The following is an 18941-nucleotide window of genomic DNA, read 5'->3' as shown; positions in this document are numbered from 1 at the left end:
CACCGGTGATCATGTTTTTCACGTAGTCGGCGTGCCCTGGGCAGTCAACGTGCGCGTAGTGGCGAGTCGGGGTGTCATACTCAACGTGAGAGGTGTTGATGGTGATACCACGAGCTTTTTCTTCTGGCGCGTTATCGATCTGGTCGAAAGCACGTGCAGAACCGCCGTAGGTTTTAGCCAGAACGGTGGTGATCGCTGCAGTCAGGGTAGTTTTACCGTGGTCAACGTGGCCGATAGTACCAACGTTAACGTGCGGTTTTGTACGTTCAAATTTTTCTTTAGACACGGCTATATTCCTTACTATAGCGCTCTCCCCTTCTGGAGAGAGCACGGGACTTTGGTTTTAACCCTGCGGCTTATTTGCCACGGGCTTCGATTACGGCCTGAGCGACGTTGTTCGGTGCATCATCATACTTCAGGAATTCCATGGTGTATGATGCGCGACCTTTAGTCAGAGAACGCAGCTGAGTTGCGTAGCCGAACATTTCGGACAACGGTACTTCAGCGTGGATCTTAACGCCAGTCACTTCAGATTCCTGACCGCGCAGCATGCCGCGACGACGGCTCAAGTCACCGATAACGTCACCGGTGTTCTCTTCTGGAGTCTCAACTTCAACCTTCATGATAGGCTCAAGCAGAACTGGTTTCGCTTTCTTAAAGCCTTCTTTAAAGGCGATAGATGCGGCCAGTTTAAACGCCAGTTCAGAGGAGTCAACGTCGTGGTAAGAACCGAAGTGCAGACGAATACCCATATCTACTACCGGGTAACCAGCCAACGGACCAGACTTCAGCTGCTCCTGGATGCCTTTATCAACGGCAGGGATGTATTCGCCAGGAATTACGCCGCCTTTGATGTCGTTGATGAACTCGTAACCTTTCGGGTTAGAGCCCGGCTCCAGTGGGTACATGTCGATCACAACGTGACCGTACTGACCGCGACCACCAGACTGCTTGGCGTGCTTACCTTCAACATCGGTAATCTTCGCGCGAATCGCTTCGCGGTAAGCTACCTGAGGTTTGCCCACGTTAGCTTCAACGTTGAATTCACGCTTCATGCGGTCAACGATGATGTCGAGGTGCAGTTCACCCATACCGGCGATGATGGTCTGGTTAGACTCTTCGTCAGTCCATACGCGGAATGACGGGTCTTCTTTTGCCAGACGGCCCAGAGCCAGACCCATTTTCTCTTGGTCAGCTTTGGTTTTTGGTTCAACGGCGATAGAGATTACCGGCTCAGGGAATTCCATACGCTCCAGGATGATTGGAGAGTCTGGATCACACAGGGTGTCCCCGGTGGTCACGTCTTTCAGACCGATCGCAGCGGCGATGTCGCCTGCGCGAACTTCTTTGATCTCTTCACGCTTGTTGGCGTGCATCTGAACGATACGGCCGAAACGCTCACGCGCAGCCTTAACGGAGTTCAGCACGGTGTCGCCGGAGTTAACAACGCCGGAGTACACGCGGAAGAAGGTCAGGTTACCTACGAACGGGTCGGTAGCGATTTTGAACGCCAGAGCAGAGAACGGCTCGTCATCACTTGCGTGACGCTCAGCCGGGGTGTCTTTACCGTCGTCCAGGATACCGTTGATCGCAGGAACGTCAGTTGGCGCCGGCAGGTATTCGATTACCGCATCCAGCATCGCCTGTACGCCCTTGTTCTTGAACGCAGAACCACAGGTAACCAGGATGATTTCGTTGTTCAGCACGCGCTGACGCAGAGCGGACTTGATTTCTGCCTCGGTCAGCTCTTCGCCGCCCAGGTATTTTTCCATCAGCTCTTCGGAAGCTTCCGCAGCGGATTCGATCAGGTTCTGGCGCCATTCTTCAGCCAGTTCCATCATGTCAGCCGGGACGTCTTCGTATTCGAAGGTAACGCCTGCGTCTTCTTCGTTCCAGTTGATCGCCTTCATCTTCACCAGGTCGATAACGCCGGTGAATTTGTCTTCTGCGCCGATAGCCAGCTGCAGAGGAACAGGGTTAGCGCCCAGACGAGTTTTGATCTGGCCAACAACTTTCAGGAAGTTAGCGCCCATACGGTCCATTTTGTTAACGAACGCGATACGTGGCACTTTGTATTTGTTAGCCTGACGCCATACGGTTTCAGACTGTGGCTGAACACCACCAACAGCACAGTAAACCATTACCGCGCCATCCAGCACACGCATGGAACGTTCTACTTCGATGGTGAAGTCAACGTGCCCTGGGGTGTCGATGATGTTTACGCGATGCGGTTCGAACTGCTTGGCCATACCAGACCAGAAGGCAGTCGTCGCTGCAGAAGTGATGGTAATACCACGCTCCTGCTCCTGTTCCATCCAGTCCATGGTGGCAGCGCCGTCATGAACTTCACCGATTTTGTGGTTTACACCGGTGTAGAACAGAATACGTTCGGTAGTGGTGGTTTTACCGGCGTCGATGTGAGCACTGATACCGATGTTACGGTAGCGTGCAATGGGTGTTGTACGAGCCATTTGATTCCTCTATTCCTAGGGCGTTCAAGTTCAGTTAACCCAAGCGGGCCGATTTGACGCGCCCGCTTGGTTAGCATGACTACAGCCAGATGATTACCAGCGGTAGTGGGCGAACGCCTTGTTGGCTTCGGCCATACGGTGAACGTCTTCACGCTTCTTAACAGCAGAACCTTTGTTCTCTGCTGCGTCAGACAGCTCGTTCGCCAGGCGCAGAGCCATGGATTTATCACCGCGTTTACGTGCAGCATCAACGATCCAACGCATTGCCAGAGCATTACGACGAACCGGGCGGACTTCAACTGGTACCTGATAAGTAGAACCGCCAACGCGACGCGACTTAACTTCTACAGTCGGGCGAACGTTGTCGAGAGCGACTTCGAAAGCTTCCAGGTGATCTTTACCAGAACGCTGAGCCAGGGTCTCCAGCGCGGTATAGACGATTGCTTCTGCAGTAGATTTTTTACCGTCTACCATCAGGATATTTACAAATTTGGCCAGCAGCTCAGATCCGAACTTAGGATCTGGCAGGATTTTACGTTGGCCGATTACGCGACGACGTGGCATGGAAATACTCCGTTGTTAATTCAGGATTGTCCAAAACTCTACGAGTTTATTTTGACATTAAAGTTAAAACGTTTGGCCTTACTTAACGGAGAACCATTAAGCCTTTGGCTTCTTCACGCCGTACTTGGAACGAGCTTGCTTACGGTCTTTAACACCGGAGCAGTCAAGTGCACCACGGACGGTGTGGTAACGCACACCTGGCAGGTCTTTTACACGACCGCCACGGATCAGGATTACGGAGTGTTCCTGCAGGTTGTGGCCTTCGCCACCGATGTAGGAAGTCACTTCGAAACCGTTGGTCAAACGCACACGGCAAACTTTACGCAGTGCGGAGTTTGGTTTTTTCGGGGTAGTGGTATATACGCGGGTGCATACGCCACGTTTCTGCGGGCAGGCTTCCAGCGCTGGAACGTTGCTTTTAGCAGCCTTCACAGAGCGTGGTTTGCGAACCAGCTGGTTAATTGTTGCCATTAAAAAAGCTCCTGGTTTTTGCTTCGTACTAGCTTCGTAAACATGTGATAAATCCCCTCGTATGCACTACTGGCAAAGTACGAGGACGCAGAATTTTAGGGCTGACCAGTATGGGTGTCAAGAAATATACAACATCACCGTCATCACCAGGCCATTTGGCTGCGGTGTTGTTCGGTTAATTCAACGAAGTGATTATAGCCGACGACAGTGATTTTGTGCGAAAAATGACCAATCAACCCCCTGGCTTCCAGGTCGTCCTGCAGCGCATAAAGGGATATGGGGGCGGCGAGCAGCGATTCAAGATGGGCGCTGCCAACAAGGCCTGCGAGCACGCCGTCCTGCAGCAGCAGCAGCGCGTCGCCCTCCGCGGTCAGGCGCAACAGCGCGGGCAGGTCACATTGGTTTGGCGAATGGCTCAGGGTATACAACATCAGAAGATCCTAAAACGTCATTACGGCGTCGTAGCCGGCTAATTCACGGCGCAGTTCGTCCGGCGCCAGCACCTCGGCATCCAGCACCCAATCGGTCACCTGACTCAGCCCGCGTTCCTGCAGCGAAGCCTGGCACAGATAACACCGCTCCACGTCATACAGCGGCAGCACGCCGAAAGTGGCGATATAATTGCGCGCCAAAATCTTTTCCGGTTGCTGGCCCGGCAACAGCTGCAACACGCCATCACCGATAAAAAACACCCCCAAATCTTCACTGAGCGCCGACGTGGCGAGCAGCGCATCCAGCCCTTCCCTGCCGCTGGCGCCGCCATGCGGCCCGTGGGTGAAAACAAAAGCGACTCGTTTCATCATTTCCTCAGAACTGCACCAGACGGTCGCAACTCAGCGACGCTTCGGCCAGGGAACCCAGCCCGCTCAGGGTAAAACCGGGCTGCAGGTTGGCGCCGGCCAGCCCCTGCTGCTGCGCTTCCTGTTCGTCGGTGACGCCCCGGCGCAGCGCGGCGGCCACGCAGACGTTGAGCGCTACGCCGTGTTGCTGCGCGAGCTGCGTCCAGCCGCGCACCAGATCGAATTCGTCGCTGGCGGGCGCGGTTAACCGGTTGGCGTTCAACACCCCTTCACGGTAGAAAAAGACGCTGGAAAGACGGTGCCCTTTCGCCAGTAAAGCCTGAGCGAATTGATAGGCGCTGCTGGCCTGCTGCGTGCCATAAGCCGGGCCGGTAACCAACAGACAATAGTCGAGCATCAACGGTCGCTTCCCACCAGGTCGCCGCTTTTAAACTGGCGAATGTACAGATAGACGGTGTGTTTGGAGATATTCAGACGATCCGCCACCTGATTGATCGCATCCTTGATATCGAAGATGCCTTTCTCATAGAGATTGAGCACCACCTGTCGATTCTTGGCGTTATTGGACACCGAGCGGTCGGCGTTCACCTCTTCGATGGTGAACTCCAGCGTCTGCGCCACCAGATCGTCGACGGAAGAGGCGAAGTTCACCGACGACGGCACGTCCTGCGCTGTCGGTGGCATAAAGGTTTGCATGATCTGCGAGAACGGCACGTCGAGGTTCATGTTGATGCACAACAAACCAATCGCCCGCTGCTCGCGATTGCGAATGGCGATAGTCACCGATTTCATCAATACGCCGCTCTTGGCGCGGGTAAAGTAGGCTTTCGACACGCTGCTGTCGTCGCCGGCCATGTCGTGCAGCATGCGCAGCGCCAGGTCGGTGATCGGCGAGCCGATTTTGCGCCCGGTGTGTTCCCCGTTGGCGATGCGCACCGCCGAGCTGTTCAGGTCTTCCAGCGCGTGCAATACGATTTCGCAGTGGCCGCCGATCAACATCGCCAGCCCGTCGACCACCGCTTCATAGGATTTCAGGATTTCATGATCCGTTTGAGTAAACGGACGTTCATTCAGCAAATCAAGTTCGCTGGCTTCGCTGGATAAAAGCGAATTCGACATCGAAGATACCACCCTCATAGATCGCCTGTGCCAGGGGGCGCAGCTAAAACCGCTCGGGCCGGATCGCTGCCGTCGTCGGCGCGCTGCAGCGCGGCTGGCTGAGAGCGGCATAAAACGGCGCGATGACATCCGCGGGCGAGGCGGCCGGGAACAATTTTAGGTACACGCCCTAAGGGGCAGACGCATGACTGATAAGTCAGAATTATTAGTCTAGCAAAGCGGCCGGAGCAAAGTCCTTGCGTTTGCGCGTGGTATTGACGTTAAGCCCGATGCCCGGCAGGCGTCAAGCGTTCAATGGAGAGAGCGGTAGCGGCTGCCGAAATGAAAACCGCCGCGGAGGGCATCCGCGGCGGTGGCAAACAGAGCGACGAGATTATTTCGCTTTGGCGTCGGCTTTGGCGTCGGCCGGTTTTTCGGCTTTAGCGTCGGCTTTCGGCGCCGCTTTCACATCCAGCAGCTCGACGTCGAATACCAGCGTGGAGTTAGCCGGGATGCCCGGAACGCCGGTTTTACCGTAGGCCAGCGCCGGTGGAATCACCAGCTTGATTTTGCCGCCTTTCTTGATGTGCTTCAGGCCTTCGGTCCAGCCAGGGATCACACCATCCAGACGGAATGACAGCGGCTCACCGCGGGTGTAGGAGTTATCGAACTCGGTACCGTCGGTCAGGGTGCCTTTGTAGTTCACCACCACGGTGTCGCTGTCTTTCGGCGCTTCACCCGCGCCCGGTTTCTCTACCTGATACAGCAGGCCGGATTCGGTTTTCTTCACGCCTTTTTCTTTAGCGAAGCTGTCGCGATACTTAGCGCCTTTGGTTTCGTTGTCCTTGGCGTCCTGCTCCATCTTCGCCTGAGCGGAAGCCTTCACGCGCGCTTCAAAGCCCTGCAGGGTCTTTTCGATGTCGGCGTCGTTCAGCTTGCTCTTGTTAGCGAAAGCGTCCTGAACGCCGGCGATCAGCTGATCTTTGTCCAGCTTGATGCCCAGCTTCTCTTGCTCTTTCAGAGAGTTGTCCATGTAACGGCCAAGAGAGGCGCCCAGTGCGTAAGCCGCTTGCTCGTCGTCGTTTTTGAACTTGCCGGTGCTTGGCGCTGCTGCCGCGTCTGCCGCCGGTTTAGCGGCATCGGCTGCCATGACCTGGGTCGCATTCAGAGCAAAAGCCATGGTGGTTGCCAGAAGCGTGACTTTAAACAAAGATTTCATCCATTTCTCCAATGTCTGAAGCAATGCCCCAAACAATCATTAGGTAAGATAACCGGGCTACTATAGCTGCCTGAAACAAAACAAAACAGTCGCACAGGTAACCAATCGAGTCAAAGTGTGACTCCCGCTTTGCCAAGAAGTTTCCCGCTGCGTGCTACTCACATGATAAATCAGATTTTTCTTGCAGAATATTCGGCGAGGTTAGCAAAAAACGGCGAATCAGGCGTGCAGCTTTTCAGCACTTTACACTGCCGATCGCAACGTTGCGCGCCGCCCAAAGAAATAGCGCGGGCAAACCCGACGCCAGCTGTTACCATAGCGCCGAATCAGGATTTTATCGCGTCAGAGGTAGCCTCATGCACAACGCCGACATTCAAAGCCTGCTACAGCGGCTTGAAGAACTGGAAAGCCGTCAGGCTTTTCAAGAGCTCACTATCGAAGAGCTCAACCAGACCGTCACCCAGCATCAGATGGAAATGCTGAAGATGCGCGAGCACCTGCGCATGTTGACCGACAAACTGCGCTCGACCCAAACCTCGATGATCGCCTCGCAATCGGAAGAAACCCCTCCGCCGCACTATTGAGGGGCGCCGCGCATAAAAAAGGGCAGCCAATGGCTGCCCTCTCGTCTCGGGATTGCGTTCTGCTTAGTGGCAGCCGCAACCGCCGTTGCCGCAACCGCCTTTACCGTGGTCGTGACCATGGTCGTGATCGTGGCTATGGCCGTGACCGCCGCAGCAGCCTTCACCGTGCTCGTGGTGATGATCGTGCTCGCCGTGTACGTGACCGTGCGCCAGTTCTTCTGCAGTCGCTTCGCGGATCGCGACAACTTCCACGTTGAAGTTCAGGTTTTGGCCGGCCAGCATGTGGTTGCCGTCAACCACAACGTGGTCGCCGTCAACTTCAGTGATTTCAACCGGTACCGGGCCCTGATCGGTGTCAGCCAGGAAACGCATGCCGACCTGCAGTTCGTCAACGCCCATGAAGACGTCTTTCGGTACGCGCTGCACCAGGTTTTCGTCGTAGTTGCCGTACGCGTCGTTCGCGCCGACGTGAACGTCAAAACGATCGCCAACGTCGTGGCCTTCGAGCGCTTTTTCCAGACCTGCGATCAGAGAACCATGCCCGTGCAGATAGTCCAGCGGTGCGCTCACCGGAGACTCATCAACCAAAACACCGTCTTCTGTACGTACTTGGTAAGCCAGGCTGACCACCAAGTCTTTTGCTACTTTCATGATATCTCCTACCGTTGGCTACTAGGACGCGCACCGTTATCGGGATGCGCGCCTTTTCCGGACAGATTGTAACGGAAATCTGCCTCGCTGTACCCTCCGGGATAAAAAAACGCTACTTCGGCTGAAAAATGCCGATCACCTGCTCTTGCGGTCGAACGTGTTTTTCCACCTGTTGTTCGGTCTGGCGCTGGTGATGGCCGCACTTGACGCACTCCACCACTTCCACCTGATCCTCCCGCCATACCGCCAGCGTATCCATGGCGCTACAGCTCGGGCACACCGCTCCGGCGATAAATCTCTTACGTGTTGCAGACATCGTTATGCTCCCGCTTATTCGTATTCATCCCAGCCGTCAAACTGGCGACTTTCTTTTTGCATTTCGCGATGGAAGAGCTCTTCCAGCTCGCGCCGCGCCTCTTTCACGCGAGAAATTTGCGCCACGTCGCCCTGATGCGGCGGCATCAGCTCACGCAGCATGCGCATATCCAGACGACGGAAATGCTGCTGGGCGCGAAAGGCCTGATGCGGGTGCATGCCCAATTCCATCAGCGCCTTGCGCCCCAGTTCCAGCGCGCTGGAGAAGGTCTCGCGGCTGAACTGTTTTACGCCCGCCTGCAGCAGCTCATGCGCCTCCACGCGGCCGCGCGCGCGCGCCAGGATGCTCAGGTTCGGGAAGTGCTGCTGGCACAGCCGCACGATCGCCATGGTGTCTTCCGGCTCATTGCTGGTGATCACGATCGACTTGGCCTTCTCTGCGCCTGCCGCGCGCAGTAGCTCCAACTCGGTGGCGTCGCCGTAATAGACCTTGTAACCGTAGCGACGCAGCACGCCGACGGCGCTGACGTCGCGTTCCAGTACGGTAATGCGCATTTTGTTGGCCATCAGCAGGCGGCCGATCACCTGGCCAAAACGCCCGAAGCCGACGATGATCACCTGCGGATCGTCATCTTCCACGTACGGCGTCTCCTCGTCTTCGTCTTTGGCGTTATAGCGGCGCGCCAAAATGCGATCGATGGCCTGCATCAACAGCGGCGTGGTCATCATCGACAGCGTCACCACCACCAGCAGCAAAGAGAGTTGATCTGGCTGCAGCACCTTTTGGGCGCCCGCCGCCGAAAACAGCACGAAGGCGAACTCACCGCCCTGGCTGAGCACGCCGGCGAACTGCAGGCGTACCGAACTGCGCAGGCCGAACAGGCGCGATACGCCGTAGAGCACGCCGGATTTCACCGCCACCAACGCCAACACGCCGATCAACACCTCGGCCAGATGGGTGTAGAGCACGCCGATATTCAACACCATGCCCACCGAGATAAAGAACAGCCCCAGCAGCAGCCCTTTAAACGGCTCGATGGAGATCTCCAGTTCGTGGCGGTATTCGCTCTCCGCCAGCAGCACGCCGGCGATGAAGGTGCCGAGCGCCATCGACAGGCCGAGCGTCTCCATAAACAGCGCCGAGCCGAGCACCAGCAGCAGCGCCGCGGCGGTAAAGATCTCGCGCACGCCGGAAGCGGCGATATAGCGGAACAGCGGCCGCAGCAGGAAGCGGCCGCCGATCAGCATGCCGCCGAACGCCGCCACCTTGAGCGCGATCTTCGCCCAGTCGTCGCTGGTGCCGCCGGCGCCGGCCAGAATGGGGATCAACGCCAGCGCCGGGATCACCGCCATATCCTGGAACAGCAGCACCGAGAAACCCAGCTGCCCGCCTTCGTTGCGGTTCATGCCCTTTTCGCGCATCAGCTGCAGCGCCATGGCGGTGGAAGACATCGCCAGGCCAACGCCGCCGATCACCGCCGCCTGCCAGGCGAAGTGCGTCAGGTACAGCAATGCGCCCAGCACCGCCGCGGTGATCAGCACCTGGCCGGCGCCGGCGCCGAAAATCGAGCGCCGCAGCTCCCACAGCTTGCTGGGGTTCAGCTCCAGGCCGATGATGAACATCAGGAACACCACGCCCAGCTCGGAGAAGTGCAGGATCTCGTCAACGTCGCGAATAAAACCCAATCCCCACGGGCCGATGGCGATGCCGGCGATCAGATAACCCAGCACCGCGCCGATCCCCAGGCGACGGGCGATCGGCACCGTCACCACCGCGGCAAACAGGAACAGTAAAATGGCGGTCAGTAAGGTCGATCCTTCCATGATCACCGCCCCCCGTGCGGCAGCGGGTGGCTCAGCCACTCCCCGTAGGCGTCTGCGTGGCTGCGCAGCACCTCCGGCTTTTGCCGCCGCGCCCAATAGACCACGAACGGCGTCAACCAGTGCATATGGCACATCCCGGCGGTCAACTCGAACGGCCGCAGGATATCTTCCATCGGATAATGGTTATAACCGCCGGTGCGGTAGGCGCCTTCCGGCTCGCCGGTGGTGATCACCGAACGCCAGTATTTGCCCGCCAGCGCATTGCCGCCCACGCCGCTGGCGAAGCCGCGCGCCAGCACGCGATCCAGCCATTCCTTCAGCAGCGCCGGGCAGCTGTAGGTATACAGCGGGTGCTGAAACACGATGACCTGATGCTCACGCAGCAGCTGTTGTTCGTGATGAATATCGATAAAAAAATCAGGGTAGTGCGCGTAGAGATCGTGCACGGTGACATGTTCCAATTGCTGCGCCGGTCGAAGCAAAACCCGGTTCGCCACCGAGTCATGGGATTCCGGATGGGCATACAGCAGCAAGACCTTGGGCGGCTGCGACATCATTCCCCTCCAAAGCGTCGTCAGGGTAGCGGTTTTCCGTTACCATGCATCGCAAAGACAAAAACAGCGCGCGGTGCGCGTTCTGTTACCTTAATGATAATTTAACATACTCTGAACATACGGCGCTTTATGATTGTATTCTCCTCGCTACAAATCCGACGCGGCATCCGCGTCCTGCTGGACAACGCCACGGCGACGGTTAATCCAGGTCAGAAGGTCGGCCTGGTCGGCAAAAACGGCTGCGGCAAATCCACGCTGTTGTCGCTGCTGAAGGGCGAGATCGCGGCGGACGGCGGCAGCTTCACCTTCCCCGGCAACTGGGCGCTGGCCTGGGTCAACCAGGAGACGCCGGCGCTGGACGTGCCGGCGATCGAGTATGTTATCGACGGCGACCGCGAGTTTCGCCAGCTCGAAGCCGAACTGCAGGCCGCCAACGACCGCAACGACGGCCACGCCATCGCCACCCTGCACGGCAAGCTGGACGCCATCGACGCCTGGACCATTCGTTCCCGCGCCGCCAGCCTGCTGCACGGTCTCGGCTTCTCCAACGAACAACTGCAAAGCCCGGTGCGCGACTTTTCCGGCGGCTGGCGCATGCGTCTTAACCTGGCGCAGGCGTTGGTGTGCCGTTCCGATCTGCTGCTGCTCGACGAACCGACCAACCACCTGGATCTCGATGCGGTGATCTGGCTGGAGCGCTGGCTGAAAAGCTATCCCGGCACGCTGGTGCTTATCTCGCACGACCGCGACTTCCTCGATCCGATCGTCGACAAGATCCTGCATATCGAACAGCAGACGATGAACGAGTACACCGGCAACTACTCGTCGTTCGAACGCCAACGCGCCACCAAACTGGCGCAGCAGCAGTCGCTGTATCAGCACCAGCAAGAAAAAGTGGCGCACCTGCAAAGCTATATCGACCGTTTCCGCGCGCAGGCGACCAAGGCCAAGCAGGCGCAGAGCCGCATCAAGATGCTGGAACGCATGGAGCTGATCGCCCCGGCGCACGTCGACAACCCGTTCACCTTCAGCTTCCGCCCGCCGGAAAGCCTGCCGAACCCGCTGCTGCGCATGGAAAAAGTCAGCGCCGGGTACGGCGACAAGGTGATCCTGAAGTCCATCAAACTGAACCTGGTGCCCGGCTCACGCATTGGCCTGCTCGGCCGCAACGGCGCCGGTAAATCGACGCTGATCAAACTGCTGGCCGGCACCCTGGAGCCGCTGAGCGGCGAGATCGGCCTGGCGAAAGGCATCAAGCTGGGTTACTTCGCTCAGCACCAGCTGGAATTCCTGCGCGCCGACGAATCGCCGCTGCAGCACCTGAGCCGCATCGCGCCACGGGTGCTGGAGCAACAGCTGCGCGATTATCTGGGCGGTTTCGGCTTCCAGGGCGACAAGGTCAGTGAAATCACCGAACGCTTCTCCGGCGGCGAGAAGGCGCGGCTGGTGCTGGCGCTGATCGTCTGGCAGCGCCCGAACCTGCTGCTGCTCGATGAGCCGACCAACCACCTGGATCTCGACATGCGCCAGGCGCTGACCGAGGCGCTGATCGATTTCGAAGGCGCATTGGTGGTGGTCTCGCACGACCGTCACCTGCTGCGCTCCACCACCGACGATCTGTACCTGGTGCACGATGGCCAGGTCGAGCCTTTCGAAGGCGATCTCGACGATTACCAGCAGTGGCTGATCGATCTGCAGCGCCAGGAAAGCCAACAGGACGCGCCGGAAAAAGAGAGCGGCAGCAACAGCGCACAGGCGCGCAAGGATCAAAAACGCCGCGAGGCGGAGTTCCGTACGCAAACCCAACCGCTGCGCAAGCAGATCGCCAAACTGGAACAGCAGATGGAAAAACTGGGCGCCGAACTGGCGGCGGTGGAAGAGCAGTTGGCGGATTCCGCACTGTACGACATCAGCCGCAAGGCCGAGTTGACCGACTGCCTGCAAAAGCAAAGCCAGGTCAAATCCGCGCTGGAAGAGACGGAAATGACCTGGCTGGATGCGCAGGAACAGCTGGAGCAGTTAACGCAGGCGTTCGACGCCTAACCGTTGTTACGCCTTGTAAAAGGGCTTGTCCCCCAGAATGGTCGCGCGGTGCATGATGCGCCGCTGCGGCAGATAATCCGCGTTGGCGTAGTGCTGCGTCACGCGGTTATCCCAGATCGCCACGTCATTCTCCTGCCAACGCCAGCGCACCTGAAACTCCGGTTTGGTGATGTGAGCAAACAGGAAATGCAGTAAAGCGTCGCTCTCCTTCGGCGCCAGATCGACGATCCGCGTGGTGAACCCTTCATTGACGAACAGCGCCTGCCGGCCGCTGATCGGATGGGTACGCACCACCGGATGCAACAGCGGCGGGTTTTTCTGCACCGCCAGTTGCCAGCGCTGATGCTCTTCTTCACTGCCGCGATGCTTGTGCTCCGGGAACGACTTGGTGAAGTCATGTTCCGCGCGCAGCCCCGCGAGCAGCGTTCTGAACGGCGCCGACAGCGCCTCATAGGCGGCGATGCCGCTGGCCCACAGCGTATCGCCGCCGGTGGCAGGCAGCGTCTTGGCCGCCAGGATCGCCCCCAGCGGCGGGTTCTCGATAAAGGTCACGTCGGTGTGCCAGTTGTCGTTGTCCGGCGGGTTGTCGTCGTGGGTATCGAGCACGATGATCTCTTCCACGTCGGTGGCGTGCGGATAGACCGGGTGGATGTGCAGATCGCCGAAGCGGCCGGCCAGATCGCGCTGCTGCAGCGGCGTGATCGGCTGGTTGCGGAAGAACAGCACCTGATGCTTGAGCAGCGCATGATAAAGCTGTTCAAACTGGCCGTCGCCCAGCGGCCGAGCCAACTCGACGTTTTCCACCAGCGCCCCGATGTAAGGCCCCAGCGGGGTGATATTCAGACGTTCGTTCATTGCTGTACTCCATGCCACGGGGTCAATCGGCGCTGCAGGGCACGCAGCCCCAGCTCCAACCCAAATGCAATCACCGCAATCACGCCGATGCCGGCCAGCACCACGTCGGTCGCCAGAAACTCACCGGCGGATTGCACCATAAATCCCAGGCCGCGCGTGGCGGCGATCAGTTCGGCGGCTACCAGCGTCGACCAGCCGACGCCCAGCCCGATGCGAATGCCGGTCAGGATCTCCGGCAGCGCGCTCGGCAGCACCACGAAACGCAGCACCTGCCAACGCGTGGCGCCCAACGCGCGGGCGGCGCGCACCCGCACCTGCGCCACGCTGCGCACGCCGGCCACGGCGGAGAGCGTCACCGGCGCGAAAATCGCCAGATAAATCAGCAAGATCTTCGAGGTTTCGCCGATGCCGAACCAAATCACCATCAGCGGTAAATACGCCAACGGCGGCACCGGACGATAGATCTCAATCAGCGGATCGAGGATGCCGCGCACCGTGTCGTTCAGCCCCATGGCGATGCCCACCGGAATGCCGACGATCACCGCCGCCAGCAGCGCCACCAAAATGCGCCCCAGGCTGGCCGCCAGATGCTGCCACAGCGTGGCGTCCATAAAGCCTTGCGGGCTGGCGATGGTGATCAGCTGATGCAATACCTGCTGCGGCGCCGGCAGGAACAGCGGGCTGATCAGCTGCAGCGCCGTCACGCCCCACCAGACGATCAACACCGTCAACAGCGTGGCGCCGCTCAGCCAAACGTTGCGCGGCACGCTGAAACGGCGCGTCGCTTTGCCCTGCGGCTGCGCCGCGGCCTTTAACGTGGAATGCAGGCTCATAACAGGGCCTCGCGCTGTTGGAAAACTTTGCCCAGCACGTATTCGCGCTGCGCGATAAATTCAGGATCGGACTTAATCGAGCGGCAGGCTTCGCCGTCGGCATAGCGTTGGCCGAAGTTCAGCGACAGCCGCTCCACCACCTGCCCCGGCCCCGGCGACAGCAGCAACAGCTCGCTGGCGAGGAACACCGCCTCTTCAATATCGTGAGTGATCAGCAGCACCTGCTTGCCGGTATCGCGCCAGATGGTCAGCAGCAGCTCCTGCATCTGCTCGCGAGTGAACGCGTCCAGCGCGCCGAACGGTTCATCCAACAACAGCAGACGCGGATCGGCGGCCAGAGCGCGGGCGATGCCGACGCGTTGGCGCATGCCGCCGGAAAGCTGCCAGATGAAATGCCGCTCGTAACCGGCCAGACCGACGCGCTGCAACATCTGCTCCGCCACCTGGCGGCGCTGCGCCTTGCCGACGCCGGCCAGCTGCAGGCCGAACTCGACGTTGTCCACCACGTTACGCCACGGCAGTAAACCCTCATGCTGGAACACCACGCCCCGTTCGGCGCTTGGGCCATGAACGGACGTTCCATCCAGCGTGATGCTGCCAGCTGAAGGCTCGATAAACCCGGCAATTAAATTCAGCAGCGTGGTTTTGCCGCAGCCCGACGGGCCGAGCACCACCACCAGTTGCCCGGCGGCGATCTGGAACGACACGTCACGCAGCGCGGGCCGCCCCTGATACTCTGCTGAAAGATGGCTGACGTTTAGCATCCTGCTTCCTTACGACTGCGGCGCAGCCTGCACCTGTTTCACAAAACGGTCGGTGACGTAAGCGCTGTAGTCGCTGTCGACCTGCGGGATCTTGCCCTGCTGCTTGAGGAATTCGGCGGTATCGCGGATCGCCTTGTCCACCGGCTGGCCGAGTTGGGCGACCTGATCCGCCACCGGCAGATAACGGTTCCCCTTCACCAGCTCCGGCACCTGCGCTTCCGGCACGCCGCTCAAGCGCGCCAAGGTGCTGAGATGGCTCGGATCTTTCAGCCACTGTTCCGGCGCTGCCAGGTAGGCCTTCTGCGCCTGCAGGGCGCTGGCGGCAAAGGCGGTCACCACGTCGGGATGTTTCTCGGCGAAGTCTTTGCGCACCACCCACACGTCCAGGGTTGGCGAACCCCATTCGCCCACCTGCGCGGAGTCGGTCAACACCTTGCCCTGTTTGGCCAGTTCGTTGACCACCGGCGCCCAGACGTAGGCGCCGTCGATATCGCCGCGCTGCCAGGCGGCGGCGATGGCCGGCGGCTGCAGATTGAGGATCTTCACCTGTTCAGGCTTGATGCCCCAATGTTTGAGCGAGGCCAGCAGGCTGTAATGAGTCGTAGAAATAAACGGCACCGCGATGCGCTTGCCGATCAGATCCTGCGGGCTTTTGATGTCATTCTTCACCACCAGCGCTTCGGAACTGCCGAGCTGCGAGGCGATGAGGAACACTTCGATGGGGAGTTTTTGGCTGGCGGCCACCGCCAGCGGGCTGGAGCCGATATTGCCGATCTGCACGTCGCCGGAGGCCAGCGCGCGCAACACGCTGGAGCCGCTGTCGAACTTACGCCAGTCGACGGTCGCACCGGACTGTTTGGCGAAGCTGTTTTCCGCCTGCGCCACCTTGGCCGGCTCCGCCGACGTCTGGTACGCCACGGTGACGTCCACCGCATAGGCGCTGGCCGCGCTGAGCGACAGCGCCAGCAGCGCCGCGTTGCGTAAAGAAAAGAGTTTGCCCGCCATGTTCCGCTCCGTTGATAAAAATCTGTTCAGTTGCTGACAGTTTTATCTGAGCGATGACGGGCGATAAAAGAATAAAAAAGTCTTCTTTATTACCTTAGGTAATATTAAAGCGAATCACAGCACGATCGTCCCGCGCAAGAACACGTGAGCGTAGCCGCCGAGCAACGTGCGGTCCCCTTGCAGTTCGCAGAACAGCTCGCCGCCGCGCGCCGAAATCTGCCGGGCGTGCAGCCGATGGCGGCCGAGACGCGCCGTCCAGTAAGGCATCAACGTACAATGCGCGGAACCGGTCACCGGATCCTCGCCGCCGTCGAGCGTGAAATAGCGCGAAACGAAGTCCACGGTGTCACCCGGCGCGGTGACGATCACCGCGCGGCCGGCCAATGCGATCAGCGCCGGGATGTCCGGGCGCAGCGCGCGCACCTGCGCCTCATTTTCCACCACCGCCAGCAGCGCTTTCGCCTGCCACACTTCCTGCGGCTGCACGCCCAGCAGCGCCGCGAGGCCCGCCGGTTCGGCGACTTTCTGCGGCGGCCTGGCGGGGAAATCAAGCACCAGCCGCTCCCCATCCCGCTCATCGCGCTTGACGAACAGCTCGCCGCCGGCCGATCTGAAGCGAATATCCTTCAGCGCCGGGTTAACCGCGCTGAACATCACATGCGCCGCCGCCAGCGTGCCATGGCCGCAAAGATCGACCTCACGCTCCGGGGTAAACCAGCGAATGGCGGTCATGTCGCCGTCATCCCAGACAAAGCTGGTCTCCGGCAGGCCGATCTCGTTGGCGATCGCCTGCAGCCGCTCCGTCGGCAGTGGCTGCGTCAGCAGGCAGACCCCGGCCGGGTTGCCGCGCAGCCCCTCACCGGTAAAGGCGACCACGTGATAATAGTTTTCCGCCATCGTTCCGCTCCTTAATGCCAAATCAGTAATACACAGGCTGCAGTCAGCAGCCCCATGGAAACGTTGAAGATAATCCAGGCCTTTTTGCTGCGCAGCAGGCGGCCGATCACCGTGCCGAACGCCAGCCAGATAACGCCGGCGACGATGTTGACCGCCAAAATGCCCAGCGCGATCGCCGCAATGGAACCGTTGTACTTATCGCCCGCCAGACTGAAGCTCGCCACCGCGCCCAGCGCCATCAGCCAGGCTTTCGGGTTGAGGAACTGCAACAGCCAGCCCTGATACAGCCGCACCGGCTGCGGCGGCGCCACGTCGGTTTCCAGCTTTTCATAGGCGGCGGTGGCGACTTTCCACGCCAGCCACAGCAGGTACAAACTGCCGAGGATTTTCAGGATCAGGTGCAGCGACGGGTAAACCAGGATCAGGCTGCCGACGCCGAAGGCCACCAGCAGCAAAATGCTTTGCATGCCGAGCATGATGCCGATCATCAGCCACAGCGAACGCATAAAGCCGAAATGAGCGCCGGAGGTGGTCAGCAGCAGGTTATTGGGGCCAGGCGTGATGGCGGCGACCCACAGGAAGCCCAGCATCGAAAGGAATAAACTCGGTTCCATGGCACGGGTGCTCCTCACCCAAGGCGCTTTTTTGCAGTATCATTGTCAGTTATTGGTATTGAAGCTAACAGTGCGCCTGGGATCTCACAATAGTCGCCAACAACATTTTTACACCGCCTATGCATGACGTCTTTCGCCCCCTGACCGGGGCCAGTAACCCGCACCTGCAAACGCTGTTGCCGCGGCTGGTGCGCCGCCGCGTGTTATTGAAACCGCATTGGCAACGGCTGGAATTGCCCGACGGCGATTTCGTCGATCTCGCCTGGAGCGAGGATCCGGCGCAGGCGCGCGACAAACCGCGCGCGGTGCTGTTCCACGGTCTGGAGGGCAGCTTCTACAGCCCCTACGCGCATGGCCTGCTCAACGCCTGGCGCGAACGTGGCTGGCTCGGGGTGGTGATGCACTTTCGCGGCTGCAGCGGCGTGCCCAACCGCAAACAGCGCATCTACCACTCCGGCGAAACCGAAGACGCGCGTTTCTTCCTGCGCTGGCTGCGCGACAGCTACGGCGAGGTGCCAACCGCGGCGGTAGGCGTTTCGCTCGGCGGCAACATGCTGGCCTGTTATCTGGCGCAGCAAGGCGCCGACAGCCTGCTGCAGGCGGCGGTGGTGGTCTCGGCGCCGCTGATGCTGGAGCCCTGCGCCTATCGCATGGAGCAAGGTTTCTCCCGCGTCTATCAGCGCTACCTGTTGGGGCAGCTGAAACAAAACGCCACCCGCAAGCTGTTGCACTACCCGGACACCCTGCCGCTCAAGCTGTCGCAGCTGAACGGGTTGCGGCGCATCCGCGAATTCGACGACGCCATCACCTCGCGCATTCACGGCTTCAGCGACGCCACCGATTATTATCGCCGCTGCAGCGCCCTGCCGCTGTTGCCGGCGATCCAAACGCCGCTGCTGATCATCCATGCGAAGGACGATCCCTTCATGACCCATGAGGTGATCCCCGACGTCGCCGGCCTGCCGCGCAATATCGAATATCAGCTGACCGAGTTCGGCGGCCACGTCGGCTTTGTCGGCGGCACGCTGAAAAAACCGCACATGTGGCTGGAGCATCGCATTCCGGCCTGGCTTTCCCCTTATCTGGACATCCCGACGTGATCATTCCCTGGCAAGAACTGGCAACCGACACCCTGAACAGCCTGATCGAATCCTTTGTGCTGCGTGAAGGCACCGATTACGGCGAGCACGAACGATCGCTGGAGCAGAAGGTGGAGGACGTGCGCCGCCAGCTGAAAAACGGCGAAGTGGTGCTGGTGTGGTCGGAACTGCATGAGAGCGTCAACATCATGCCGCGCGGTCAGTTCCGCGCCGGGCAGGAAGAAATTTAGTGGCGCCCGGTTCTATGACTGACGGAAAAAATCAGGTAACAATGGGACA

23 protein-coding genes are annotated in these 18941 nt (G+C 59.5%); 4 read left to right on the top strand and 19 right to left on the bottom strand.

Annotation, left to right across the window (positions count from 1 at the left end):
* The 9 genes from ACSBQS_RS23435 to fkpA all read right to left on the bottom strand — a co-directional run.
* A partial coding sequence (locus ACSBQS_RS23435; RefSeq protein WP_047024907.1) for a GTP-binding protein occupies positions 1 to 286 on the bottom strand: 286 nt, incomplete at its 3' end.
* 70 nt (positions 287 to 356) lie between these two features.
* Positions 357 to 2471, bottom strand: coding sequence for an elongation factor G (gene fusA, locus ACSBQS_RS23430; RefSeq protein WP_033645245.1), 2115 nt, complete (start codon positions 2469 to 2471; stop codon positions 357 to 359).
* 93 nt (positions 2472 to 2564) lie between these two features.
* A complete protein-coding gene (rpsG, locus tag ACSBQS_RS23425; RefSeq protein ID WP_004956203.1) occupies positions 2565 to 3035 on the bottom strand; it encodes a 30S ribosomal protein S7 in 471 nt (156 codons plus the stop codon).
* A 96-nt stretch (positions 3036 to 3131) separates the two neighbouring features.
* Positions 3132 to 3506 (bottom strand): 30S ribosomal protein S12, encoded by a 375-nt coding sequence (gene rpsL, locus ACSBQS_RS23420; protein WP_004930426.1) that lies wholly within the window; start codon positions 3504 to 3506, stop codon positions 3132 to 3134.
* Between the two features lie 143 nt (positions 3507 to 3649).
* Positions 3650 to 3937, bottom strand: a complete 288-nt coding sequence (gene tusB / locus ACSBQS_RS23415; protein ID WP_033645246.1) for a sulfurtransferase complex subunit TusB — start codon at positions 3935 to 3937, stop codon at positions 3650 to 3652.
* A gap of 9 nt (positions 3938 to 3946) precedes the next feature.
* Positions 3947 to 4306, bottom strand: coding sequence for a sulfurtransferase complex subunit TusC (gene tusC / locus ACSBQS_RS23410; protein WP_072626852.1), 360 nt, complete (start codon positions 4304 to 4306; stop codon positions 3947 to 3949).
* Positions 4307 to 4313: 7 nt separating this feature from the next.
* Positions 4314 to 4703, bottom strand: coding sequence for a sulfurtransferase complex subunit TusD (gene tusD / locus ACSBQS_RS23405; RefSeq protein ID WP_033645247.1), 390 nt, complete (start codon positions 4701 to 4703; stop codon positions 4314 to 4316).
* Entirely contained in the window at positions 4703 to 5425 is a 723-nt protein-coding gene (locus ACSBQS_RS23400; protein ID WP_197666862.1) for a helix-turn-helix transcriptional regulator, read from the bottom strand. Before ACSBQS_RS23400 ends, tusD begins: the two co-directional genes overlap by 1 nt.
* A gap of 373 nt (positions 5426 to 5798) precedes the next feature.
* Positions 5799 to 6623, bottom strand: coding sequence for an FKBP-type peptidyl-prolyl cis-trans isomerase (fkpA, locus tag ACSBQS_RS23395; RefSeq protein WP_033645249.1), 825 nt, complete (start codon positions 6621 to 6623; stop codon positions 5799 to 5801).
* A gap of 356 nt (positions 6624 to 6979) precedes the next feature.
* Here fkpA and ACSBQS_RS23390 point away from each other — a divergent pair, with 356 nt between their 5' ends.
* Complete coding sequence (locus ACSBQS_RS23390) at positions 6980 to 7207, top strand: SlyX family protein (RefSeq protein WP_033645250.1); 228 nt, start codon at positions 6980 to 6982, stop codon at positions 7205 to 7207.
* A gap of 63 nt (positions 7208 to 7270) precedes the next feature.
* On the opposite strand, the gene slyD is transcribed toward ACSBQS_RS23390, so the two are convergent.
* The 4 genes from slyD to kefG form a co-directional block, all read right to left on the bottom strand.
* On the bottom strand, positions 7271 to 7858 hold the full coding sequence (gene slyD, locus ACSBQS_RS23385) for a peptidylprolyl isomerase (protein WP_004930407.1): 588 nt from the start codon (positions 7856 to 7858) through the stop codon (positions 7271 to 7273).
* Between the two features lie 112 nt (positions 7859 to 7970).
* Positions 7971 to 8174 (bottom strand): YheV family putative zinc ribbon protein, encoded by a 204-nt coding sequence (locus tag ACSBQS_RS23380; protein WP_015379274.1) that lies wholly within the window; start codon positions 8172 to 8174, stop codon positions 7971 to 7973.
* A gap of 14 nt (positions 8175 to 8188) precedes the next feature.
* The gene (gene kefB, locus ACSBQS_RS23375; protein ID WP_033651722.1) at positions 8189 to 9997 is read right to left on the bottom strand and encodes a glutathione-regulated potassium-efflux system protein KefB; all 1809 of its coding nucleotides are present in this window, start codon (positions 9995 to 9997) and stop codon (positions 8189 to 8191) included.
* Between the two features lie 2 nt (positions 9998 to 9999).
* Positions 10000 to 10551: a glutathione-regulated potassium-efflux system ancillary protein KefG gene (gene kefG / locus ACSBQS_RS23370; protein ID WP_028127618.1), complete on the bottom strand. Its 552-nt coding sequence runs from the start codon at positions 10549 to 10551 to the stop codon at positions 10000 to 10002.
* Positions 10552 to 10680: 129 nt separating this feature from the next.
* On the opposite strand from kefG, the gene ACSBQS_RS23365 reads away from it, so the two are divergent.
* Complete coding sequence (locus tag ACSBQS_RS23365) at positions 10681 to 12594, top strand: ABC transporter ATP-binding protein (RefSeq protein WP_047026483.1); 1914 nt, start codon at positions 10681 to 10683, stop codon at positions 12592 to 12594.
* Between the two features lie 6 nt (positions 12595 to 12600).
* On the opposite strand, the gene tauD is transcribed toward ACSBQS_RS23365, so the two are convergent.
* From tauD to ACSBQS_RS23335, 6 genes are all read right to left on the bottom strand, one after another.
* The gene (gene tauD, locus ACSBQS_RS23360) at positions 12601 to 13449 is read right to left on the bottom strand and encodes a taurine dioxygenase (protein WP_434991365.1); all 849 of its coding nucleotides are present in this window, start codon (positions 13447 to 13449) and stop codon (positions 12601 to 12603) included.
* Complete coding sequence (gene tauC, locus ACSBQS_RS23355) at positions 13446 to 14282, bottom strand: taurine ABC transporter permease TauC (protein WP_033645254.1); 837 nt, start codon at positions 14280 to 14282, stop codon at positions 13446 to 13448. The genes tauD and tauC overlap by 4 nt, the downstream gene beginning before the upstream one ends.
* Positions 14279 to 15046 (bottom strand): taurine ABC transporter ATP-binding subunit, encoded by a 768-nt coding sequence (tauB, locus tag ACSBQS_RS23350; protein WP_033645255.1) that lies wholly within the window; start codon positions 15044 to 15046, stop codon positions 14279 to 14281. The genes tauC and tauB overlap by 4 nt, the downstream gene beginning before the upstream one ends.
* Before the next feature lie 9 nt (positions 15047 to 15055).
* Positions 15056 to 16051, bottom strand: a complete 996-nt coding sequence (gene tauA, locus ACSBQS_RS23345; RefSeq protein ID WP_004930383.1) for a taurine ABC transporter substrate-binding protein — start codon at positions 16049 to 16051, stop codon at positions 15056 to 15058.
* Between the two features lie 114 nt (positions 16052 to 16165).
* Entirely contained in the window at positions 16166 to 16948 is a 783-nt protein-coding gene (locus ACSBQS_RS23340) for a PhzF family phenazine biosynthesis protein (RefSeq protein ID WP_033645256.1), read from the bottom strand.
* Positions 16949 to 16959: 11 nt separating this feature from the next.
* Entirely contained in the window at positions 16960 to 17562 is a 603-nt protein-coding gene (locus ACSBQS_RS23335) for a LysE family translocator (protein WP_033645257.1), read from the bottom strand.
* Between the two features lie 119 nt (positions 17563 to 17681).
* Between ACSBQS_RS23335 and ACSBQS_RS23330 the strand changes: the two genes are divergently transcribed.
* Positions 17682 to 18662 carry a hydrolase gene (locus tag ACSBQS_RS23330; protein WP_033645258.1) on the top strand — a complete coding sequence of 327 codons (981 nt, stop codon included), beginning with the start codon at positions 17682 to 17684 and terminating at the stop codon, positions 18660 to 18662.
* On the top strand, positions 18659 to 18892 hold the full coding sequence (locus ACSBQS_RS23325) for a YheU family protein (protein ID WP_004930376.1): 234 nt from the start codon (positions 18659 to 18661) through the stop codon (positions 18890 to 18892). Before ACSBQS_RS23330 ends, ACSBQS_RS23325 begins: the two co-directional genes overlap by 4 nt.
* The last annotated feature ends 49 nt before the right edge of the window (positions 18893 to 18941 follow it).

Origin of the sequence: Serratia sp. H402Y (assembly GCF_051172415.1) — a bacterium.
GTDB classification, from domain to species: Bacteria; Pseudomonadota; Gammaproteobacteria; order Enterobacterales; family Enterobacteriaceae; genus Serratia; species Serratia ureilytica.
Note: the sequence above shows the minus strand (reverse complement) of the source record. Positions and strands in the feature narration are given on the sequence as shown.

Coding starts and splice junctions, on each gene's coding strand:
- tusB (WP_033645246.1), bottom strand. CDS start 3,937: ATGTTGTATACCCTGAGCCATTCGCCAAACCAATGTGACCTGCCCGCG.
- ACSBQS_RS23380 (WP_015379274.1), bottom strand. CDS start 8,174: ATGTCTGCAACACGTAAGAGATTTATCGCCGGAGCGGTGTGCCCGAGC.
- slyD (WP_004930407.1), bottom strand. CDS start 7,858: ATGAAAGTAGCAAAAGACTTGGTGGTCAGCCTGGCTTACCAAGTACGT.
- tauA (WP_004930383.1), bottom strand. CDS start 16,051: ATGGCGGGCAAACTCTTTTCTTTACGCAACGCGGCGCTGCTGGCGCTG.
- ACSBQS_RS23340 (WP_033645256.1), bottom strand. CDS start 16,948: ATGGCGGAAAACTATTATCACGTGGTCGCCTTTACCGGTGAGGGGCTG.
- tauD (WP_434991365.1), bottom strand. CDS start 13,449: ATGAACGAACGTCTGAATATCACCCCGCTGGGGCCTTACATCGGGGCG.
- ACSBQS_RS23390 (WP_033645250.1), top strand. CDS start 6,980: ATGCACAACGCCGACATTCAAAGCCTGCTACAGCGGCTTGAAGAACTG.
- tusD (WP_033645247.1), bottom strand. CDS start 4,703: ATGCTCGACTATTGTCTGTTGGTTACCGGCCCGGCTTATGGCACGCAG.
- ACSBQS_RS23335 (WP_033645257.1), bottom strand. CDS start 17,562: ATGGAACCGAGTTTATTCCTTTCGATGCTGGGCTTCCTGTGGGTCGCC.
- tauB (WP_033645255.1), bottom strand. CDS start 15,046: ATGCTAAACGTCAGCCATCTTTCAGCAGAGTATCAGGGGCGGCCCGCG.
- fkpA (WP_033645249.1), bottom strand. CDS start 6,623: ATGAAATCTTTGTTTAAAGTCACGCTTCTGGCAACCACCATGGCTTTT.
- tusC (WP_072626852.1), bottom strand. CDS start 4,306: ATGAAACGAGTCGCTTTTGTTTTCACCCACGGGCCGCATGGCGGCGCC.
- ACSBQS_RS23365 (WP_047026483.1), top strand. CDS start 10,681: ATGATTGTATTCTCCTCGCTACAAATCCGACGCGGCATCCGCGTCCTG.
- kefB (WP_033651722.1), bottom strand. CDS start 9,997: ATGGAAGGATCGACCTTACTGACCGCCATTTTACTGTTCCTGTTTGCC.
- ACSBQS_RS23330 (WP_033645258.1), top strand. CDS start 17,682: ATGCATGACGTCTTTCGCCCCCTGACCGGGGCCAGTAACCCGCACCTG.
- rpsG (WP_004956203.1), bottom strand. CDS start 3,035: ATGCCACGTCGTCGCGTAATCGGCCAACGTAAAATCCTGCCAGATCCT.
- fusA (WP_033645245.1), bottom strand. CDS start 2,471: ATGGCTCGTACAACACCCATTGCACGCTACCGTAACATCGGTATCAGT.
- kefG (WP_028127618.1), bottom strand. CDS start 10,551: ATGTCGCAGCCGCCCAAGGTCTTGCTGCTGTATGCCCATCCGGAATCC.
- tauC (WP_033645254.1), bottom strand. CDS start 14,282: ATGAGCCTGCATTCCACGTTAAAGGCCGCGGCGCAGCCGCAGGGCAAA.
- rpsL (WP_004930426.1), bottom strand. CDS start 3,506: ATGGCAACAATTAACCAGCTGGTTCGCAAACCACGCTCTGTGAAGGCT.
- ACSBQS_RS23400 (WP_197666862.1), bottom strand. CDS start 5,425: ATGTCGAATTCGCTTTTATCCAGCGAAGCCAGCGAACTTGATTTGCTG.